Source organism: Paenibacillus sp. JT22N12, from assembly GCF_056269365.1.
In genome coordinates this window covers 432,699-446,833 of sequence record NZ_JBWDNU010000005.1, presented here as the reverse complement: position 1 = coordinate 446,833, position 14,135 = coordinate 432,699, and the positions used below count along the sequence as shown (strand labels likewise).

16 protein-coding genes are annotated in these 14,135 nt (G+C 52.9%); 7 read left to right on the top strand and 9 right to left on the bottom strand.

Going from position 1 to position 14,135, the window contains the following annotated elements; genetic code table 11:
• Nucleotide 1 precedes the first annotated feature (1 nt).
• Both AC0YOA_RS21220 and AC0YOA_RS21215 read left to right on the top strand, forming a co-directional pair.
• Nucleotides 2–847, top strand: coding sequence for an alkaline phosphatase family protein (locus AC0YOA_RS21220; protein ID WP_475788290.1), 846 nt, complete (start codon nucleotides 2–4; stop codon nucleotides 845–847).
• The gene (locus AC0YOA_RS21215) at nucleotides 844–1,851 is read left to right on the top strand and encodes a PHP domain-containing protein (protein WP_475788289.1); all 1,008 of its coding nucleotides are present in this window, start codon (nucleotides 844–846) and stop codon (nucleotides 1,849–1,851) included. Before AC0YOA_RS21220 ends, AC0YOA_RS21215 begins: the two co-directional genes overlap by 4 nt.
• Before the next feature lie 173 nt (nucleotides 1,852–2,024).
• On the opposite strand, the gene AC0YOA_RS21210 is transcribed toward AC0YOA_RS21215, so the two are convergent.
• The 3 genes from AC0YOA_RS21210 to AC0YOA_RS21200 all read right to left on the bottom strand — a co-directional run bounded on the left by AC0YOA_RS21210 (nucleotide 2,025) and on the right by AC0YOA_RS21200 (nucleotide 5,221).
• Nucleotides 2,025–2,852, bottom strand: a complete 828-nt coding sequence (locus AC0YOA_RS21210) for a carbohydrate ABC transporter permease (protein WP_475788288.1) — start codon at nucleotides 2,850–2,852, stop codon at nucleotides 2,025–2,027.
• A gap of 29 nt (nucleotides 2,853–2,881) precedes the next feature.
• On the bottom strand, nucleotides 2,882–3,841 hold the full coding sequence (locus AC0YOA_RS21205; RefSeq protein ID WP_475770215.1) for a carbohydrate ABC transporter permease: 960 nt from the start codon (nucleotides 3,839–3,841) through the stop codon (nucleotides 2,882–2,884).
• A gap of 126 nt (nucleotides 3,842–3,967) precedes the next feature.
• Nucleotides 3,968–5,221 (bottom strand): ABC transporter substrate-binding protein, encoded by a 1,254-nt coding sequence (locus AC0YOA_RS21200; RefSeq protein ID WP_475788287.1) that lies wholly within the window; start codon nucleotides 5,219–5,221, stop codon nucleotides 3,968–3,970.
• Nucleotides 5,222–5,474: 253 nt separating this feature from the next.
• On the opposite strand from AC0YOA_RS21200, the gene AC0YOA_RS21195 reads away from it, so the two are divergent.
• Together AC0YOA_RS21195 and AC0YOA_RS21190 are read left to right on the top strand one after the other, a co-directional pair.
• Entirely contained in the window at nucleotides 5,475–6,260 is a 786-nt protein-coding gene (locus AC0YOA_RS21195; RefSeq protein ID WP_475788286.1) for an arylamine N-acetyltransferase family protein, read from the top strand.
• A gap of 344 nt (nucleotides 6,261–6,604) precedes the next feature.
• Complete coding sequence (locus AC0YOA_RS21190; RefSeq protein WP_475788285.1) at nucleotides 6,605–7,501, top strand: aldo/keto reductase; 897 nt, start codon at nucleotides 6,605–6,607, stop codon at nucleotides 7,499–7,501.
• Nucleotides 7,502–7,647: 146 nt separating this feature from the next.
• On the opposite strand, the gene AC0YOA_RS21185 is transcribed toward AC0YOA_RS21190, so the two are convergent.
• From AC0YOA_RS21185 to AC0YOA_RS21165, 5 genes are all read right to left on the bottom strand, one after another.
• Nucleotides 7,648–8,070, bottom strand: coding sequence for a DoxX family protein (locus AC0YOA_RS21185; protein WP_475788284.1), 423 nt, complete (start codon nucleotides 8,068–8,070; stop codon nucleotides 7,648–7,650).
• A gap of 35 nt (nucleotides 8,071–8,105) precedes the next feature.
• On the bottom strand, nucleotides 8,106–8,228 hold the full coding sequence (locus AC0YOA_RS21180; RefSeq protein ID WP_475788283.1) for a hypothetical protein: 123 nt from the start codon (nucleotides 8,226–8,228) through the stop codon (nucleotides 8,106–8,108).
• Nucleotides 8,229–8,324: 96 nt separating this feature from the next.
• Complete coding sequence (locus AC0YOA_RS21175) at nucleotides 8,325–8,660, bottom strand: ArsR/SmtB family transcription factor (protein ID WP_475788282.1); 336 nt, start codon at nucleotides 8,658–8,660, stop codon at nucleotides 8,325–8,327.
• Between the two features lie 306 nt (nucleotides 8,661–8,966).
• Nucleotides 8,967–9,665 (bottom strand): SDR family oxidoreductase, encoded by a 699-nt coding sequence (locus AC0YOA_RS21170; RefSeq protein ID WP_475788281.1) that lies wholly within the window; start codon nucleotides 9,663–9,665, stop codon nucleotides 8,967–8,969.
• An 80-nt stretch (nucleotides 9,666–9,745) separates the two neighbouring features.
• Entirely contained in the window at nucleotides 9,746–10,786 is a 1,041-nt protein-coding gene (locus AC0YOA_RS21165; protein ID WP_210038714.1) for a LacI family DNA-binding transcriptional regulator, read from the bottom strand.
• Nucleotides 10,787–10,997: 211 nt separating this feature from the next.
• Here AC0YOA_RS21165 and AC0YOA_RS21160 point away from each other — a divergent pair, with 211 nt between their 5' ends.
• Complete coding sequence (locus AC0YOA_RS21160) at nucleotides 10,998–11,831, top strand: sugar phosphate isomerase/epimerase family protein (RefSeq protein ID WP_475770208.1); 834 nt, start codon at nucleotides 10,998–11,000, stop codon at nucleotides 11,829–11,831.
• A 123-nt stretch (nucleotides 11,832–11,954) separates the two neighbouring features.
• Here AC0YOA_RS21160 and AC0YOA_RS21155 read toward each other — a convergent pair whose 3' ends face one another.
• The gene (locus AC0YOA_RS21155) at nucleotides 11,955–12,488 is read right to left on the bottom strand and encodes a GrpB family protein (RefSeq protein ID WP_475788280.1); all 534 of its coding nucleotides are present in this window, start codon (nucleotides 12,486–12,488) and stop codon (nucleotides 11,955–11,957) included.
• A gap of 199 nt (nucleotides 12,489–12,687) precedes the next feature.
• On the opposite strand from AC0YOA_RS21155, the gene AC0YOA_RS21150 reads away from it, so the two are divergent.
• Together AC0YOA_RS21150 and AC0YOA_RS21145 are read left to right on the top strand one after the other, a co-directional pair.
• Nucleotides 12,688–12,975 (top strand): DUF6509 family protein, encoded by a 288-nt coding sequence (locus AC0YOA_RS21150; protein WP_210038717.1) that lies wholly within the window; start codon nucleotides 12,688–12,690, stop codon nucleotides 12,973–12,975.
• A gap of 144 nt (nucleotides 12,976–13,119) precedes the next feature.
• A complete protein-coding gene (locus AC0YOA_RS21145; RefSeq protein ID WP_475770206.1) occupies nucleotides 13,120–14,043 on the top strand; it encodes a S66 peptidase family protein in 924 nt (307 codons plus the stop codon).
• Nucleotides 14,044–14,135 lie beyond the last annotated feature (92 nt).

Here is a 14,135-nt window from a genome sequence, read left to right as displayed (position 1 = left end):
CATGCAGAAAGTGATTATGGTTGTGCTTGACGGCTTGCGCTATGACACGGCGCGCGCCGTCATGGGATATATGGAGCATCTGGTGGAGAAGGGCCGTGCCGCCTGCTACCGCGTCAGCTCGGAGCTGCCGAGTCTGTCGAGGCCGCTGTATGAGGTGCTGCTCACGGGGACGCCGCCCGTGGAGAACGGTATTACAGCCAATCATACGGTGAGGCTGTCGAATCAGCGCAGCGTGTTTCAGCTTGCGGCTGAACAGGGACTCACAACCGCGGCGGCGGCTTACCATTGGGTCAGCGAGCTGTACAACCGCGCCCCGTTCAATCCGATGACCGACCGGATTCAGCTGGACGGAGCATCTCCGATCCAATACGGGATGTTTTATTTTGACGATACGTACCCGGATACGCATCTGTTCGCCGATGCCGAATACCTTCGCCGGGCGTATGCTCCGGATTTTCTCTACGTCCATCCGATGGGAATCGACGACATCGGCCATAAGCATGGGTCCGGTTCCGCCGAATACCGGCAAATTAGCGGAGCGGCGGATGCTGTTCTCGCCGGACTGCTTCCCGTATGGCTGGAAAATAAATACCGCGTCATCGTCACAGCCGATCACGGCATGAACGAATTCGGACAGCACGGAGGGACCGGCCAGGGAGAACGGGATGTGCCCTTCTACGCCATAGGACCGGAGTTTACCCCGGGCGTATACGAAGACCCCATTCCCCAGCTGGCGGTCGCGCCGCTGGTGTGCGGACTTCTTGGTATTCCTTGTTCGCCAGCGATGAGGCCGATTGAGCTGCCGGGCTGTTCATTGAATCAAGCGGCTGCAGGCAGGACGGAATGAAAGTAGACTTTCATTTTCACCTGGAGGAAGGCCCGTATTCGCTGCGCTGGCTGGAGCGGACGGCGAGGGCGCTTTCTGCAACGTCGGATGAGATTGGAAGGGAACAGGAGACGGGGCGGTCCCCTCTCCACTCCCTGTCATGGATCAATAGCGTAAGCGCCCAGCTGGGACGGCGCATTGAGCAGGGGCCGTTCCACCAGGACTGGATTAAACGGTACCTGGCGGAGGGACGGCGAAGAGGAATCGGGAAGTTCGGACTGGTTGATCATCTGTACCGGTTCGAGGAGTTCAAGCCCTATTACCTCAAGCATATCCGTGTCGACGATTCGCCGCTCGGCAGACTGCAGCGGGAATGGCTGGACCGGGTATGTGTGACCTCGGCGACTGCGTTTATTGAGGCCGCCAAGGCCGCCGCCGGCAGCGATGACGCGCTGTCGGTTGGCGTGGAGGCGGATTATTTTCCCGGCGGGGAAGCCGAGCTGGCAGGACTGCTGGAGATGCTGGATGTCGATTATGTCATCGGTTCCGTCCATTTCATTGACGGCTGGGGCTTTGACAATCCGGAGACGGCTTCACGGTTTGAGGACGAGAATCTGGAATTGCTGTATGCCAGGCATTTCTCGTTGGTCCAGCGTGCGGCCCGCAGCGGGCTGTTCGATATGATCGGCCACCCCGACAATATCAAGGTATTCGGCTACAGGCCGGATGAGGGGCTGCTGGGGGAGCTTTACCGGGAGACGGCGCGAGCCTTCAAGGAGGCGGGTGTCGCAACTGAAGTGAACACGGGTCTGGCGTACCGGTATCCGGTAAAGGAGATTTGTCCAAGCCCGCTGCTGCTTGCCGCAATGTTCGAGTACGGCGTGCCGGTCACGTTCTCGTCGGATGCGCATTATCCCGACGATCTGGGCACTTTGATTGACGAAGCGGTCGAGCTGGCGAAGCGGACCGGCTACCGCGAGGCCGCCTGGTTCAAGGGCGGGAAGCGCTATTTATCTGAATTGTAAGCAGGCTTTTTTTGAGCTGAAAATGAAATGGGGGGCTTTTCCATAAGGCCAGGCTCTTAGAAGCCAACTCAATAAACATACGAAAGCACCTTCTTAAAACCACGATTGACGTGGGAAAGAAGGTGCTTTTTCGTTATCGTTCAAGGCTGTAGATAAAGCCCGGCAGGTCCGGGTCAGCTTTTGATGGCGCCAGCGGCGATATCGGATATAAACTGCTTGCTGATAAACAGAAACAGCAGAATCAGCGGCAGCACCGCAAGCAGCGTACCTGCGATGACCATGGAGTAATCGGTCATATAGATCCCGTTCAAGGACGAGAGGGCAATCTGAAGCGTGAATTTGCTCTCGTCGGTGATGATAATGAGCGGCCAGAGATAGTCGTTCCATACGCCGATGAATGTGAAAGCGCCGAGAAAGGATAATGCGGGATGCAGAATCGGCAGGGACAGATTCCAATACAGGCGGAAGAATCCGCAGCCGTCAATCCGTCCGGCATCCAGCAGCTCCGACGGAATGGATTCCTCGGCATACTGCCTGATCCAGAAAATCCCGAAGGCATTCACCATGCCGGGAATAATAAGCGCCTTGAAGGACCCCACCCATCCGAACTTGGCCATAATGACGAAGGATGGAACGAGCGACAGCTGGGCAGGCGCCATCATGGTGGCCAGCAGCAGGATAAACAGCCACTTTTTGCCCGGAAAATGATATTTGGCAAACGTAATGCCGGCCAGTGAATCGAAGAACAATACCAGCACCGTACAGACAGAAGCGACGAACAGTGTATTCAGAAAAGCGCCAAAAAAATCAATATTGGCCATAACCCGCGATATATTGTCAAACAGCTCGCCGCCGAACCATAATTTCGGAGGATAGCTGTATATTTCCGCTGTCGTGCGTGTGGACATCACCAGTAGCCAGTAGAAAGGAAAGATTGAAACGATTAATCCTGCAATCAGTCCCAGATGCAGCAGAGTCGATTTCCATTTTGCTGTTGGCATATGCCATCACCCCATTTATCATATAATCGTCAATTATTGGCCGACTTGCCCTGAACCAGCTTCCAGTTCACGATCGAGAACAACGCGATCAGCACGAACATTCCCCAGCCCACTGCGGCTCCATAGCCGAAGTAGTTGTTGATGAAAGCCTCGCGGTACAAATACAGCACGATGGTAAGCCCGCCGCCGCTCACGCCGCCGTCATTGCCGACGAGCACCTGGGACTCTGTAAAGATCTGCATGCCGCCGATGGTCGAGGTAATGACTGTGAACAGAATAATCGGCCGCAGAATGGGAACCGTAATCCGGAAGAAGGACTGGACGCCTGAGGCGCCGTCAATTTTGGCTGCCTCATACAGCACCGTCGGAATGCTTTGCAGTCCGGCCAGATAAATGACCGCATTATAGCCGACCCAGCGCCAGACTACCATCAGGGAGACCGCGAGCTGTATCCCCCAGGTTTCGTTCAGCCATTCCACGGAATGAAGGCCGAACAGGGAGAGAATGTAGTTCAACAGGCCATAATTGTTGGAGAACAGGGTGCTGAAAATAATCGCTACCGCGACCAGCGACGTTACGTTCGGCAGAAAATAACCGATCCGGAAGAAGGTGCGGAATTTTACGAATGACGCATTCAGCAGGAAAGCTACGACAAGCGCCGAGAACAGCATCGGTATAGTGGAATACACCCAGATGAGCAGGGTATTGCCCACGGCTTTCCAGAATTCCGGGTCCGACAGCATGAACCGGTAATTGTTCAGACCGTTGAAGGTCATCTCCCCGATTCCGTCCCATCGTTGAAACGACAGATACATGGAGAAGGCAATCGGGAACAGCCCGAATATGGCAAACAACAGGTAAAATGGCGAAATGGCTAAATATTCTTTGCGGTGCTTCCATATTTCCGAGGCGAGTCCGCGTTTGGGTTCCCGCACCCTTGCATGCAGGGCAGGCTTCGTTGATGTTTGCAGTCTGGTTGGTTCGGCCATAAGCTTAACCTCCTTATAGTAGATGGCGTACTGCCCTTTCATTTTGGCTGCTTTCAACCTTTGCGGGCGGCATGGCCTCAACGCTGAAATGCCATAGATGGACGGAAGCGGCTGGTTTGGTGCCTTTTAGCGCAGCAGCTCCTTTTTAACCCGGGCCAATGCAGCCTTCCATGCTTCTTCGGGGTTCTTCCCCTGAAGCGCAACGGACTGCAGCTGGCGGCTTACAATCCCGTTAAGATTCGCGTATTTAGAACCGAAGTAAGCAGGCTTGACGTTCCTTGCCGACTCGGTAAAAATTTCACCGGTCGCCTGTCCCCCGAAGAAATCTTCTTTTTGCAGCAGCTCCTTCGCATCAAGCGCTTTGACAGCCGACGGAAACAGGTTGACATCGGTGAAGGATTTCACCTGATTCTCGGGATTCTGCAGCCACTTGATGACCTCGAAGGCTTCCTTCGGATGCTTGCTTGTTCTCATGATGGACAGGAAGGAGCCGCCATTGTTGCCGTCTCCGCCTGGCGCCCGCGCCACCCGCCATTTGCCGGCCGTGTCGGGTGCGGCTTGCATCAGAACTTCCTTGTTCCAGACCGCGCCTACAAAGGAAGCGATTTTACCGTTGTTCATGGCGGCGTTCCATTCGGAGGTGCTGCCGTTGGCATTGGCCAGGAGTCCCATTTGGGATGCCTTCACAGCAAGATCCCAGGCTTTCTTCATGGAAGAAGAGGAATCTTCCCCGATGAAGGTCTCATCCTTGTTGAAGTAGATCTTATCGCTCTGGGCGTTCACCTGGGTATAGATGCTGCCGATATTATCCGTAAGCTTAACGTCATCTCCCAGCGCAGACTGGAGCTTCTCTCCCGCCGCGAAATATTCCTCCCAGGTTCCCAGCGCATCGCTGACCTCCTTGGGGTCGCTGGGCAGTCCGGCCTTCTCGAACAGATCGGCGCGGTAAAATAAAGCTGTAGGCCCCGTATCGATAGGAAGCGCTATCATTTTCCCTTCAGGCGAAACCCCGAGCTGCCATTTCCAATCCAGATAATCCGGCTCAATTTCTTTGGCGCCGAGATCATACAAATTATAGAAACGGTCTGAATTCGGGAACATTTCCGTCACCCAGTCATTGAAAGCGACGATATCAGGTCCGCCTGATCCGGCGGCAAGCGTTGTTTTCAGCTTGGATTTGAAATCGCCGCCGATTTTTTGCGCGTTGATCTGCAGTGTCGGGAATTGTGTCTCAAGGGAAGCAATGAGCTTATCATCCAGGCCGCGGTTCCAGTACCATAGTGTAAGCGTTGTCTTTTCACTTGAAGAATTTCCAGCGGAACACCCGCACACTGTCAGGACTATAATGAATAATAATAAGGCAATCCGTTTTTTTGCCACTAACGCCGCCCCCTTTTTTGTTTGTACATACTTTTGTATGCTCCTAAAAGTAAAAAGTACGAAAAAAGCTATACTTCCTTATGTAATAAACAAAGATAACACGATTGAAACGAATTATTATATGGAAGTTAATTACATACGAAAAGGATTGGAAGCGATCCAATTGCCTGTTCATGTGGTATAGTAATATCAGGAAACACACCGGATCAGCCCATTGCGGCGAACCGCAACCACTTGCGAAGGAGTTCATGCGATGACGACCAACCAAGCCCCTCTTCATCCTGAAGTAACCGCTTACCTGAAGCGGATCGGCTATGAAGGCAATTTTGACGGAAGCGCCGCGGCGCTGGCCGAACTGCAGGAGCGGCATCTTCATGCGGTCCCATATGAGAATCTTGATGTTTTGAAGCGAATTCCGCTGTCGCTGGAAATCCCGGCGCTACTCGACAAAATCGTTGTGCGCCGCCGGGGCGGATACTGCTTCGAGCTCAACGCGCTGTTCGGCTGGCTGCTGCGGGAGCTGGGATACCCCGTTACCGACCTGTTCGCGCGGTTTTGGCGCGATGAGACCGATGCCCCGCCCAAACGGCGCCATCATGTGCTGAAGGTGGAGGCCGAAGGCATCTCCTACCTGTGCGATGTCGGCGTGGGGGGCATCGTGCCGCGCCGTCCCATCCAGTTGCAGGAGCTGCTGGAGCAGCCGCAAGGAGAAGAAAGCTATCGTCTGGAGCGGGATGCCTACTATGGCTGGGTGCTCTGCGAATGGAAGCGGGGCGGGTGGAGCTGGCTGTATTCATTTACCGACGAGCCGCAGCTGCCCAAGGATTTTATTATGGCAACCTACTGGTGCGAGAACGCCCCGGATTCTATTTTCACGAGGAACGCCATGGTGGCGATGCGCACCCGCGAGGGGCGAAACACGATCGCAGGGCAGGAATTCCGCATTTTTACTGCGGATGGGGTTCATGCTTTTACGCCAGCTTCGGAAGACGATTATAATGAGGCGCTGCTTATGTATTTCGGAATTGCCGCCCCTTAGCAGGGAGGGCCGCTCAGGCAGTCTTTTTGACCTTATAGAATTTATAAGCTTTCACGCCTATAAATTTCTATAAGGTTTGAGGGAAGAAACTAACGATGCCGCCAAAGGACGGCGAAGCCGTGTCTTCTTACACGTTATAGAATGTATGAGTTTCACATTTACCCATTTTTATAAGGTCTGAGGGAAGAAATTTACTCTGCCGCAAGAAGGGCGGAGCCGTTACTTCTGTTACATTGGGCTTCAGGACGGGTAATCCAGGTTATGAATTGATGCTGAAACAAGTCAAACCAAGGGTAATGATTCTTGTGAATTCTGGGAAATTGGGAAAGCGAGGCATGGACGACATGGAGAAACGACAGTATGGACGTACCGGAATGAATGTAAGCATCCTGGGCTTGGGGGGAGCGGAGATCGGCTTTCAGGGCATTACCGGGGAACAGGCGGACAAGCTGCTTGGAAGCGCGCTGGATGCGGGCCTGAATCTGATCGATACCGCGGAATGCTATGCGATCAGCGAGGAATTGATCGGCAAGACGGTGGGGCATCGCCGTGACGATTATTATCTGTTTACCAAATGCGGGCATTCGTCCGGTATTGATTTGCCCGATTGGGACCCCGCCCTGCTGGAGCAAAGTATTGACCGCAGCCTGAGCAGGCTGCAGACGGACTATGTCGACGCCATTCATCTCCACAGCTGCTCGGAAGATATTCTGCGGCAAGGCGATGTGATCGATGTGCTGAAGCGGGCCAAGGAAAAGGGTAAAACCCGTTTTATCGGGTACAGCGGGGACTCTTCGGCCGCGCTGTACGCGGTGCAAAGCGGGGCGTTTGACTCACTGGAAACATCCATCAGCATCGCGGATCAGGAAGCGATCGAGCTGACCTTGCCGGAAGCGGTCAAGCGGGGCATGGGCGTTGTCGTCAAACGTCCGATTGCGAATGCGGCCTGGAAAACAGGCAAGCTGCCGGAAGATGAATATCCGCGCGAATATTGGAGGCGGCTGCAGGAATTGAACTACGATTTCCTGGACGGCGGCCTGAGTGAATCGGTGGGAACGGCCCTGCGCTTCACGCTGTCCATTCCCGGCGTTCATGCCGCAATTGTCGGCACGGCCAACCCCGGGCGGTGGTTGGAGAATGCCAAGCTGCTTGAGAAGGGGCCTCTCCCCCGGCAGCAGTACGAGGCCATTCGTACGCGCTGGAAGGAAATTGCCGGAGCGGATTGGGTAGGCCAAGGTTAAATCGGAAGATGGCTGCCGGAGCGGATTGGTAAGCCAGGGTTAACCCGGATTAAGAAAGAATGCCGGACTGTGTTCATCATCCGTAAACAGCCAGTACGCGCCAACTTGAATAACGGCGCGCACTGGCTGTTTGGTTTCTATTTTCTTCAGATCTGGATTGGGGCATTTTCAGAAGAATAAGCGGAATGGGAACGAATCGAAGCTGCTGCTTTTGATCTTTTATGATAGAACACATAAGAACCGGCTATGAACAGGATTCCGATAATGACGGGCAACCAGCTGCCTGCAGGGTCGCCCACGGAAATGCTGGAATACATGGCCCCTCCCAGATCAAAAACCAAACCGGCATAAGCCCATTCCTTGATTCGCGGAAATCCGGGAATCAGGATGGCTGCGACACCCAGCAGCTTGGCGATTCCGAGAAAGGGCAGCAGGTAGTGGGGATAGCCCAGATGATCGAATAATTCAACGGCATCGGGGACGGACATGATGTCAGGAATGGATCCAACAAGCATTAAGGCTGCCAAAGGGCCTGTAAAAATCCAATAGATCAATGTATTTCTTTTCATATTAAATTCATTCCTTTCTGGTTTTAAGTTCACAATTACACAAGTTTTGCCAATTGCTCCTCGAAGCGATCCAGCGTTTGTTTGGCCCCTTCAACAGCTCCGTATTCTTTTACCACAGTATCCAGCTCTTCGAGGTGCATGAAAGATACGATTGACAATAAGCTCCCGGCCTTCTATTGACGCTTGAGTATGCTTGCTGAATGGTTTGCTGACATAATTCCATTCCTCCAATTTCGTTGTGTAATCCAGCAGGGCTACTGCATATCGCCATGTATCACATCCTTTCTTTGCAGGTCCTTCAAGTAATCGTCCGCACGGGCAAGTCTCTCGTCCAGGACGTGACGGTAAGACTCCAGCCATATTTCAAACTCCATGAACGGTTCGGGCCGCAGCTTGTAGAACCGCCGGTTGGCTGCTGCATGCACCTCGACAATCCCGGCATCACAGAGGACGCGGAGATGCTTGGAGGCTTGCGGCTGGCTCAGGCCGAGCCGGCTGGCAATGTCCCCTACCGAAAGAGGGCCGCTGCGCAGGAGCTCGACAATATGCAGCCGGTTCGGTTCGGCCAAGGCAATAAAGCTTGAATTCATGAATTGAATATACCCCAATAGGAATATTCCTGTCAAGGAATATTATAAACTTATTTTGGTGCGTCTTTGCATCATGTTTTTGATGGCTGGTTTTCGTTCCATAAAAAAAACCGCCTCCTTAAAGGAGACGGCGGATGGAATGACTATTAGGGATATGGCGCGAATGCCGCTTCGGGCAGGCAGGGTTATTTCCAGACAATCGTGCACCTCGAAGAGATGCACATGAAGTTCTGCATTCCTCGAAAGATGGGCATACAAGCGTGCGCCGCCTCAGAAGAACCATTCGATGAATGGGCGCCCGTGCCTTTAAATAGGCATTTCTTTACCGGAGAAATCAACGAAATTGAAGCGGCTCTCCGGAACGATTTTGCGTTCGATCTGATCCATGATGCCGCGGGCGCTGTTGCCCGGATCGTTCGGGGCCGATGCTCCGCCCATATCCGTCCGCATCCAGCCGGGGTGGATGCTGAGCACCTGAATGCCGCGGCCTTTCACATAGGAAAGCAGCTGCTGCGAGAACATATTCAGCGCGGTTTTGGAAATCGCATAAGGATAATCACCCGGATAGGCATTCGTGATGCTGCCCGCTTCGGAGGAAATATTAATGATCGCAGCATCCTTCTCCGTCAAGAGCGGCAGGAAATGCTTGACTACACGCATCGGACCGTAAAGATTGATCTCAAATGTATTCACCACATCGTCCATATCCAGGTTCTCAATTTGCGTGTTGCGGGCTACCAGAATCGCCGCGTTATTGACGATCGCTCCAAGCGTCCTGCCCTCCTGCTGCATCCGGGCAGCAAGCGCTGCGATGCCTGCTTCGTCGGTTACATCCAGCTTGGCGACGGTAAGCCGTTCTCCGTACTTGGCGGCAAGTGCCGACAGCTTGTCATTTTCCTGACCGGGGCTTCGCACTCCTGCTATTACGGCATGTCCCCGCTCCAGCGCTTCGGCGGCAATCTCGTAGCCCAATCCACGATTGGCGCCTGTTATAAGCAAATTCATTGTTATATCCTCCTTCGAATGGTTGGTAAGCATACAGGTCTGAATGATAGACGAACGCGTGTTTATGGAATTGAAAAAATTCACACCCTCCGGCATGAATCCCGGACCACAAGGCTGCATTCGAGTGTGATTTGTTTCACATCGTCGGTTGGCTGCTCGATCTTGCCGATGAGGATGGAGGTCAGCTGCTTCAGCATGTCGCTGAAATCGACCCTGATCGTCGTAAGCGGCGGATGATGCTTCTCGCTGAGCGCATGATCATCGAAGCCAATGACGGATATATCCTCCGGCACCTGCAGTCCATGCTCCTTCAATGCCCGGATCGCTCCGAAAGCTACGCTGTCGTTGGCCGCTATGATGGCTGTCGGCCGTTCCCCATTCTTGCGGAGAAAGGAATAGATCGCCTCATATCCGCTTTCTTCATGAAAGCTGCCATCCAGCACCCAATCCTGATTGACCTGCAAACCGCATAGCTGCATGGCTTTCAGGAAGCCCTCGTATTTTGTAGGGCCTGATAGACGGTTCATATCGCCATTAATAACGCCAATCCTGGTATGCCCGAGTCCTGTCAAATAAGCGACTGCCTGCTTCATGCCGGAATCATTGTTGAAATTGGCGACTATCCGGTTGGATTGGGGAATTTCCGGATGCTGCTGATCCACAACGCCGACGATGAAGCCTTCGGCAATAAGCTCTTCGATGAATGGCTCACGATTGGCGGCGCCAATGAAGATCCCCCCGTCAATCCGGCGCTGGAAGAAGATCTCCTTCACATTTCTGACCGTTTCCTGGTCGCTTGCGTCACGAATGATATGCGTCAGCACGTAATAACCGTAAGCGGAGACATCTTCAATGACACTTACTATCATCCTGTTCACCAGCATGTCGCTTGATACATGCCCAGGCGCAATCAGGAACAGCCCGATGGTGCGCGCGCGTTTGCCGGCAAGCACCTGAGCGGAAGCATTGGGGAAATAATTATACTGCTGGATCACTTTCATGACTTTCTCACGCGTCTTCGGCGGAACGTTGGCGTAATTGTTGATGACTCTGCTGACCGTGCTTCTGGATACGCCAGCCAAACGGGCGATCTCAACGCTGTTTATATCCGCCTTTTTCACAATGTCCTTCAGCCTCTTTCGTAAACACGTGTTTATGGGTCAATCATACACAATATTTGAAATCGCTGTCAATCTATTAAACCCCTCAACTGTCCATTTTCGGCGGTGCTGCAAAACCGGACTTGTATAAACGCGTGTCTATGATATACTGTCCGCAACATCAAGTATTTCCTGCTAGCGACAATCGTATGAAAGAAAGGAAGGGATTGTAATGAGGCTTGGAGGCCAGGTGTTTCTAGAAGACAAGAATCCGGAGAGTTGGTCAGCCGCATTGCGGCAAGCGGGGTTTCGCGCAACAACCTGCCCGATTAACGGGGAAGACGATATCGGCGAGCTCGAAGACTATCTGAAGGCGGCGCGGGAGCATGATATTCTGATCTCGGAGGTTGGAGCCTGGAGCAATCCGATCAGCCGGAACGAGGAAACAAGGCGCAGTGCCGTCGCCTACTGCATCAAGCGGCTGGAGCTCGCGGAGCGGATTGGCGCCCAATGCTGCGTCAATATCGCCGGTTCCCGCGGAGAACAATGGGATGGGCCGGATCCGGACAATTTCAGCGACGAGACCTTTGATCTCATTGTGGAGACGACACGCGAAATCATCGATGCGGTCAAGCCGGAGCGTACCGTATTCGCATTGGAAATGATGCCGTGGGTATTCCCCGACTCTGCCGACACTTATCTTGCTCTGATCAAGGCGATTGACCGCAAAGGCTTTGGCGTCCACTTTGATCCCGTCAACATTGTCAGCAGTCCCCGGACCTACTACCGGAATGGCGAGATGATCCGTGACTTTTTTGCCAGGCTTGGGCCTTATATCCGTAATTGCCACGCCAAGGACATTCTGCTGCACGGCAAGCTGACCGTTCATCTGGATGAGGTCATACCGGGCCGCGGGATGCTCGATTACCGGATATTCCTGAGTGAATTGAACAAGCTGCACCCAGATACCACCTTGATCATCGAGCATCTGTCTACCAATGAGGAATATCAGCAGGCTGCGGATTACATACGCAAGACCGCCTCGGAGCTGCATATCCCGTTGTGAGGAATACGTCAGAGAAATGATAACCGGAATATTATCACGGAGCGAACAAGAGGGCCTGCCGCCGGCAAGCCCTATTCATGCTGAGATATTTGTGCTGCAACCGCAGGAATTCAGCGGTTTCCGCTACAGTTTCGGGGACAAATCATGGCCTTCGTTTTTTGCCAATCTGATAACCGAGTTAATGAAGGGTGCTTTTAACAACGTATATGTAGCTCTATCCTCAGCATACAGGGATGCGAGCTGTTTCTTAAGCCGGGCATATTCCTGAACTTTCTCCGGATTGCTTCTCAGGTAATTGCGAAACCGTATATTATTGCTCCATTCCTCGCTCTGCAGTTCATAAACATGCAGATGATGCGTGCCCTTCCGCCATTCTCCCTTTCTAAAGAATCTCCGGTTTGGAAAGTCCGCTTTGGGAACATATTCGTAGCCTATTGCGCATAACGGGCCGATAAAATCATCCGCTTCCGCCAAATTGCTTACTCCTGCCGCAATATCCAGAATCGGCTTTGCCGGCAGCCCCTGAACGGAGGTGCTTCCTATATGCTCAATAACAATCGTCTTACCGTGCAGCGCCGATTGCAGCCTTGCCTTCTCGTATTCAAACTGCTCCGCCCACTCTGATCGATAGTCGGCAATGATAACTTCCTCCGCCATTATTCATCCCCCTGAGCATCCTGAATATTGCGGAACCCATGCTTGCTGCCTGGACAAATCCGCATGGAGTATAATACCACAATGTTTATCGTTGGGCTTGTATGAACACGGCATTTTTTGGGCATAACGTGAAAACTGCATCTTTTTCCGTCCAGTGTAAGGTATAATAAGATCCAGATGTGCCAGAGAGGATGATCAGATGTTTAAGGTTACGGAATATAGTGCGGATTTGGTGAAGGATCCATTCGGGATATTGACTGGAAAGCGTTATGAGTTTGTGCTGGATCTGGATGTGCCGGAGGAAGACGAGCTGCACTCCGATAAAGGCGTCTATATAAAGCTCATTTACATCGTGGACGAGAACCGCGAGGGTATTCTCAAATATGAACTGCATGAGAGAACATCCGATCTGATACTCGATTTCGAGATGGAAGAGGATGAAGAGGAAGCGATCGCCGCTTTCTGCAAAGAGCATTTGCCGGCCTGACCGGCCTTGGCAATGCGAAGGAAGAGGGTATAGGGATGCAAGGGCCCTGTACGCCCTTCTTTTTTTTGCCCAATAACCGCATACCTGTTCCGCCACCATTCATAATCTAATAGCAGAGGAAGTTTTGGATGGAGGTTTGGGAGAATGGCCATTAAACCGTTAGCTCTTCAGCGGGGGGATACGATCGGCATTGTAACGCTTGGAAGCCCGCTGGCTGCGGAGAGAATAAATGCCTGCATCGCCTATTTGCAGAGCATGGGGCTTCAAGTACTTCTGGGACGGTATGTATATGCGGAGAACGGCTTTCTGGCAGGCTCGGATCAGCAGCGCGCGGAGGATTTGATGAGCATGTTCACCAATCCCAGGGTGAAGATGATTCTTCCTGTCAGAGGCGGAGTTGGCGTGGAGGGAATTCTGCCGTATCTGGATTATTCGGTGATCAAAGCAAATCCGAAGCTTATCAGCGGGTACAGCGACATTACCATTCTGCTGAACGTGTTATATCAGTATGCGGATATCGTAACCCTCCACAGCCTGCTGCTGCTTGACTTCAGGGCGAATACGCCGCCCTATAATTTCGAGCAGTTTTTTACTGCGACCTCATCTACTGCGGCTCCCCGTCCTCTGGTCAATCCGCCCGGTATGCCGCTGACGGGCAAGGTGCCGGGCAGTGCCACGGGACCGATCGTAGGAGGGAACATCACGTCTCTCATCGGTTCGCTCGGTACGCCGTACGAGATTGATACGGCGGGGAAGATTTTCTTTATTGAAGAGACGCATGAGCCGATCAACAGGGTGTACCGTTATGTGGAGCAGCTGAAGCTTGCCGGAAAGTTCAGCGACGCCTCCGCTATCCTCATGGGTGAATGCAACGAATGCGCAGATGCCTACGGTGTTTCCTATGAGGACTTGATCAACGAGGTGATGGTGCCGCTGGGCAAACCGCTTATTACGAATCTGGCCTCCGGCCATGGACGCTACAAGGCCGCTGTCCCGATTGGAGTCGTGGCGAACCTTAACAGCCATACACAGACTGTCACGCTGCTGGAGCCGGCTGTCCGGTATTGATGCTTCAATTGGGGCCTGGTGTTTGCGATTGGCTGCGCCTTTCGTTATCATGAGTGTACGGGTTGTCATGATTACGAAATAAGCCAAAAGGT

Excerpts from the sequence above, each read along its gene's own strand:
- AC0YOA_RS21170 (WP_475788281.1), bottom strand. The coding sequence starts at position 9,665 with ATGAATTTGCTTATAACAGGCGCCAATCGTGGATTGGGCTACGAGATT.
- AC0YOA_RS21205 (WP_475770215.1), bottom strand. The coding sequence starts at position 3,841 with ATGGCCGAACCAACCAGACTGCAAACATCAACGAAGCCTGCCCTGCAT.
- AC0YOA_RS21150 (WP_210038717.1), top strand. The coding sequence starts at position 12,688 with ATGTTTAAGGTTACGGAATATAGTGCGGATTTGGTGAAGGATCCATTC.
- AC0YOA_RS21160 (WP_475770208.1), top strand. The coding sequence starts at position 10,998 with ATGAGGCTTGGAGGCCAGGTGTTTCTAGAAGACAAGAATCCGGAGAGT.
- AC0YOA_RS21175 (WP_475788282.1), bottom strand. The coding sequence starts at position 8,660 with ATGAATTCAAGCTTTATTGCCTTGGCCGAACCGAACCGGCTGCATATT.
- AC0YOA_RS21185 (WP_475788284.1), bottom strand. The coding sequence starts at position 8,070 with ATGAAAAGAAATACATTGATCTATTGGATTTTTACAGGCCCTTTGGCA.
- AC0YOA_RS21190 (WP_475788285.1), top strand. The coding sequence starts at position 6,605 with ATGGAGAAACGACAGTATGGACGTACCGGAATGAATGTAAGCATCCTG.
- AC0YOA_RS21155 (WP_475788280.1), bottom strand. The coding sequence starts at position 12,488 with ATGGCGGAGGAAGTTATCATTGCCGACTATCGATCAGAGTGGGCGGAG.
- AC0YOA_RS21220 (WP_475788290.1), top strand. The coding sequence starts at position 2 with ATGCAGAAAGTGATTATGGTTGTGCTTGACGGCTTGCGCTATGACACG.
- AC0YOA_RS21195 (WP_475788286.1), top strand. The coding sequence starts at position 5,475 with ATGACGACCAACCAAGCCCCTCTTCATCCTGAAGTAACCGCTTACCTG.
- AC0YOA_RS21210 (WP_475788288.1), bottom strand. The coding sequence starts at position 2,852 with ATGCCAACAGCAAAATGGAAATCGACTCTGCTGCATCTGGGACTGATT.
- AC0YOA_RS21145 (WP_475770206.1), top strand. The coding sequence starts at position 13,120 with ATGGCCATTAAACCGTTAGCTCTTCAGCGGGGGGATACGATCGGCATT.
- AC0YOA_RS21215 (WP_475788289.1), top strand. The coding sequence starts at position 844 with ATGAAAGTAGACTTTCATTTTCACCTGGAGGAAGGCCCGTATTCGCTG.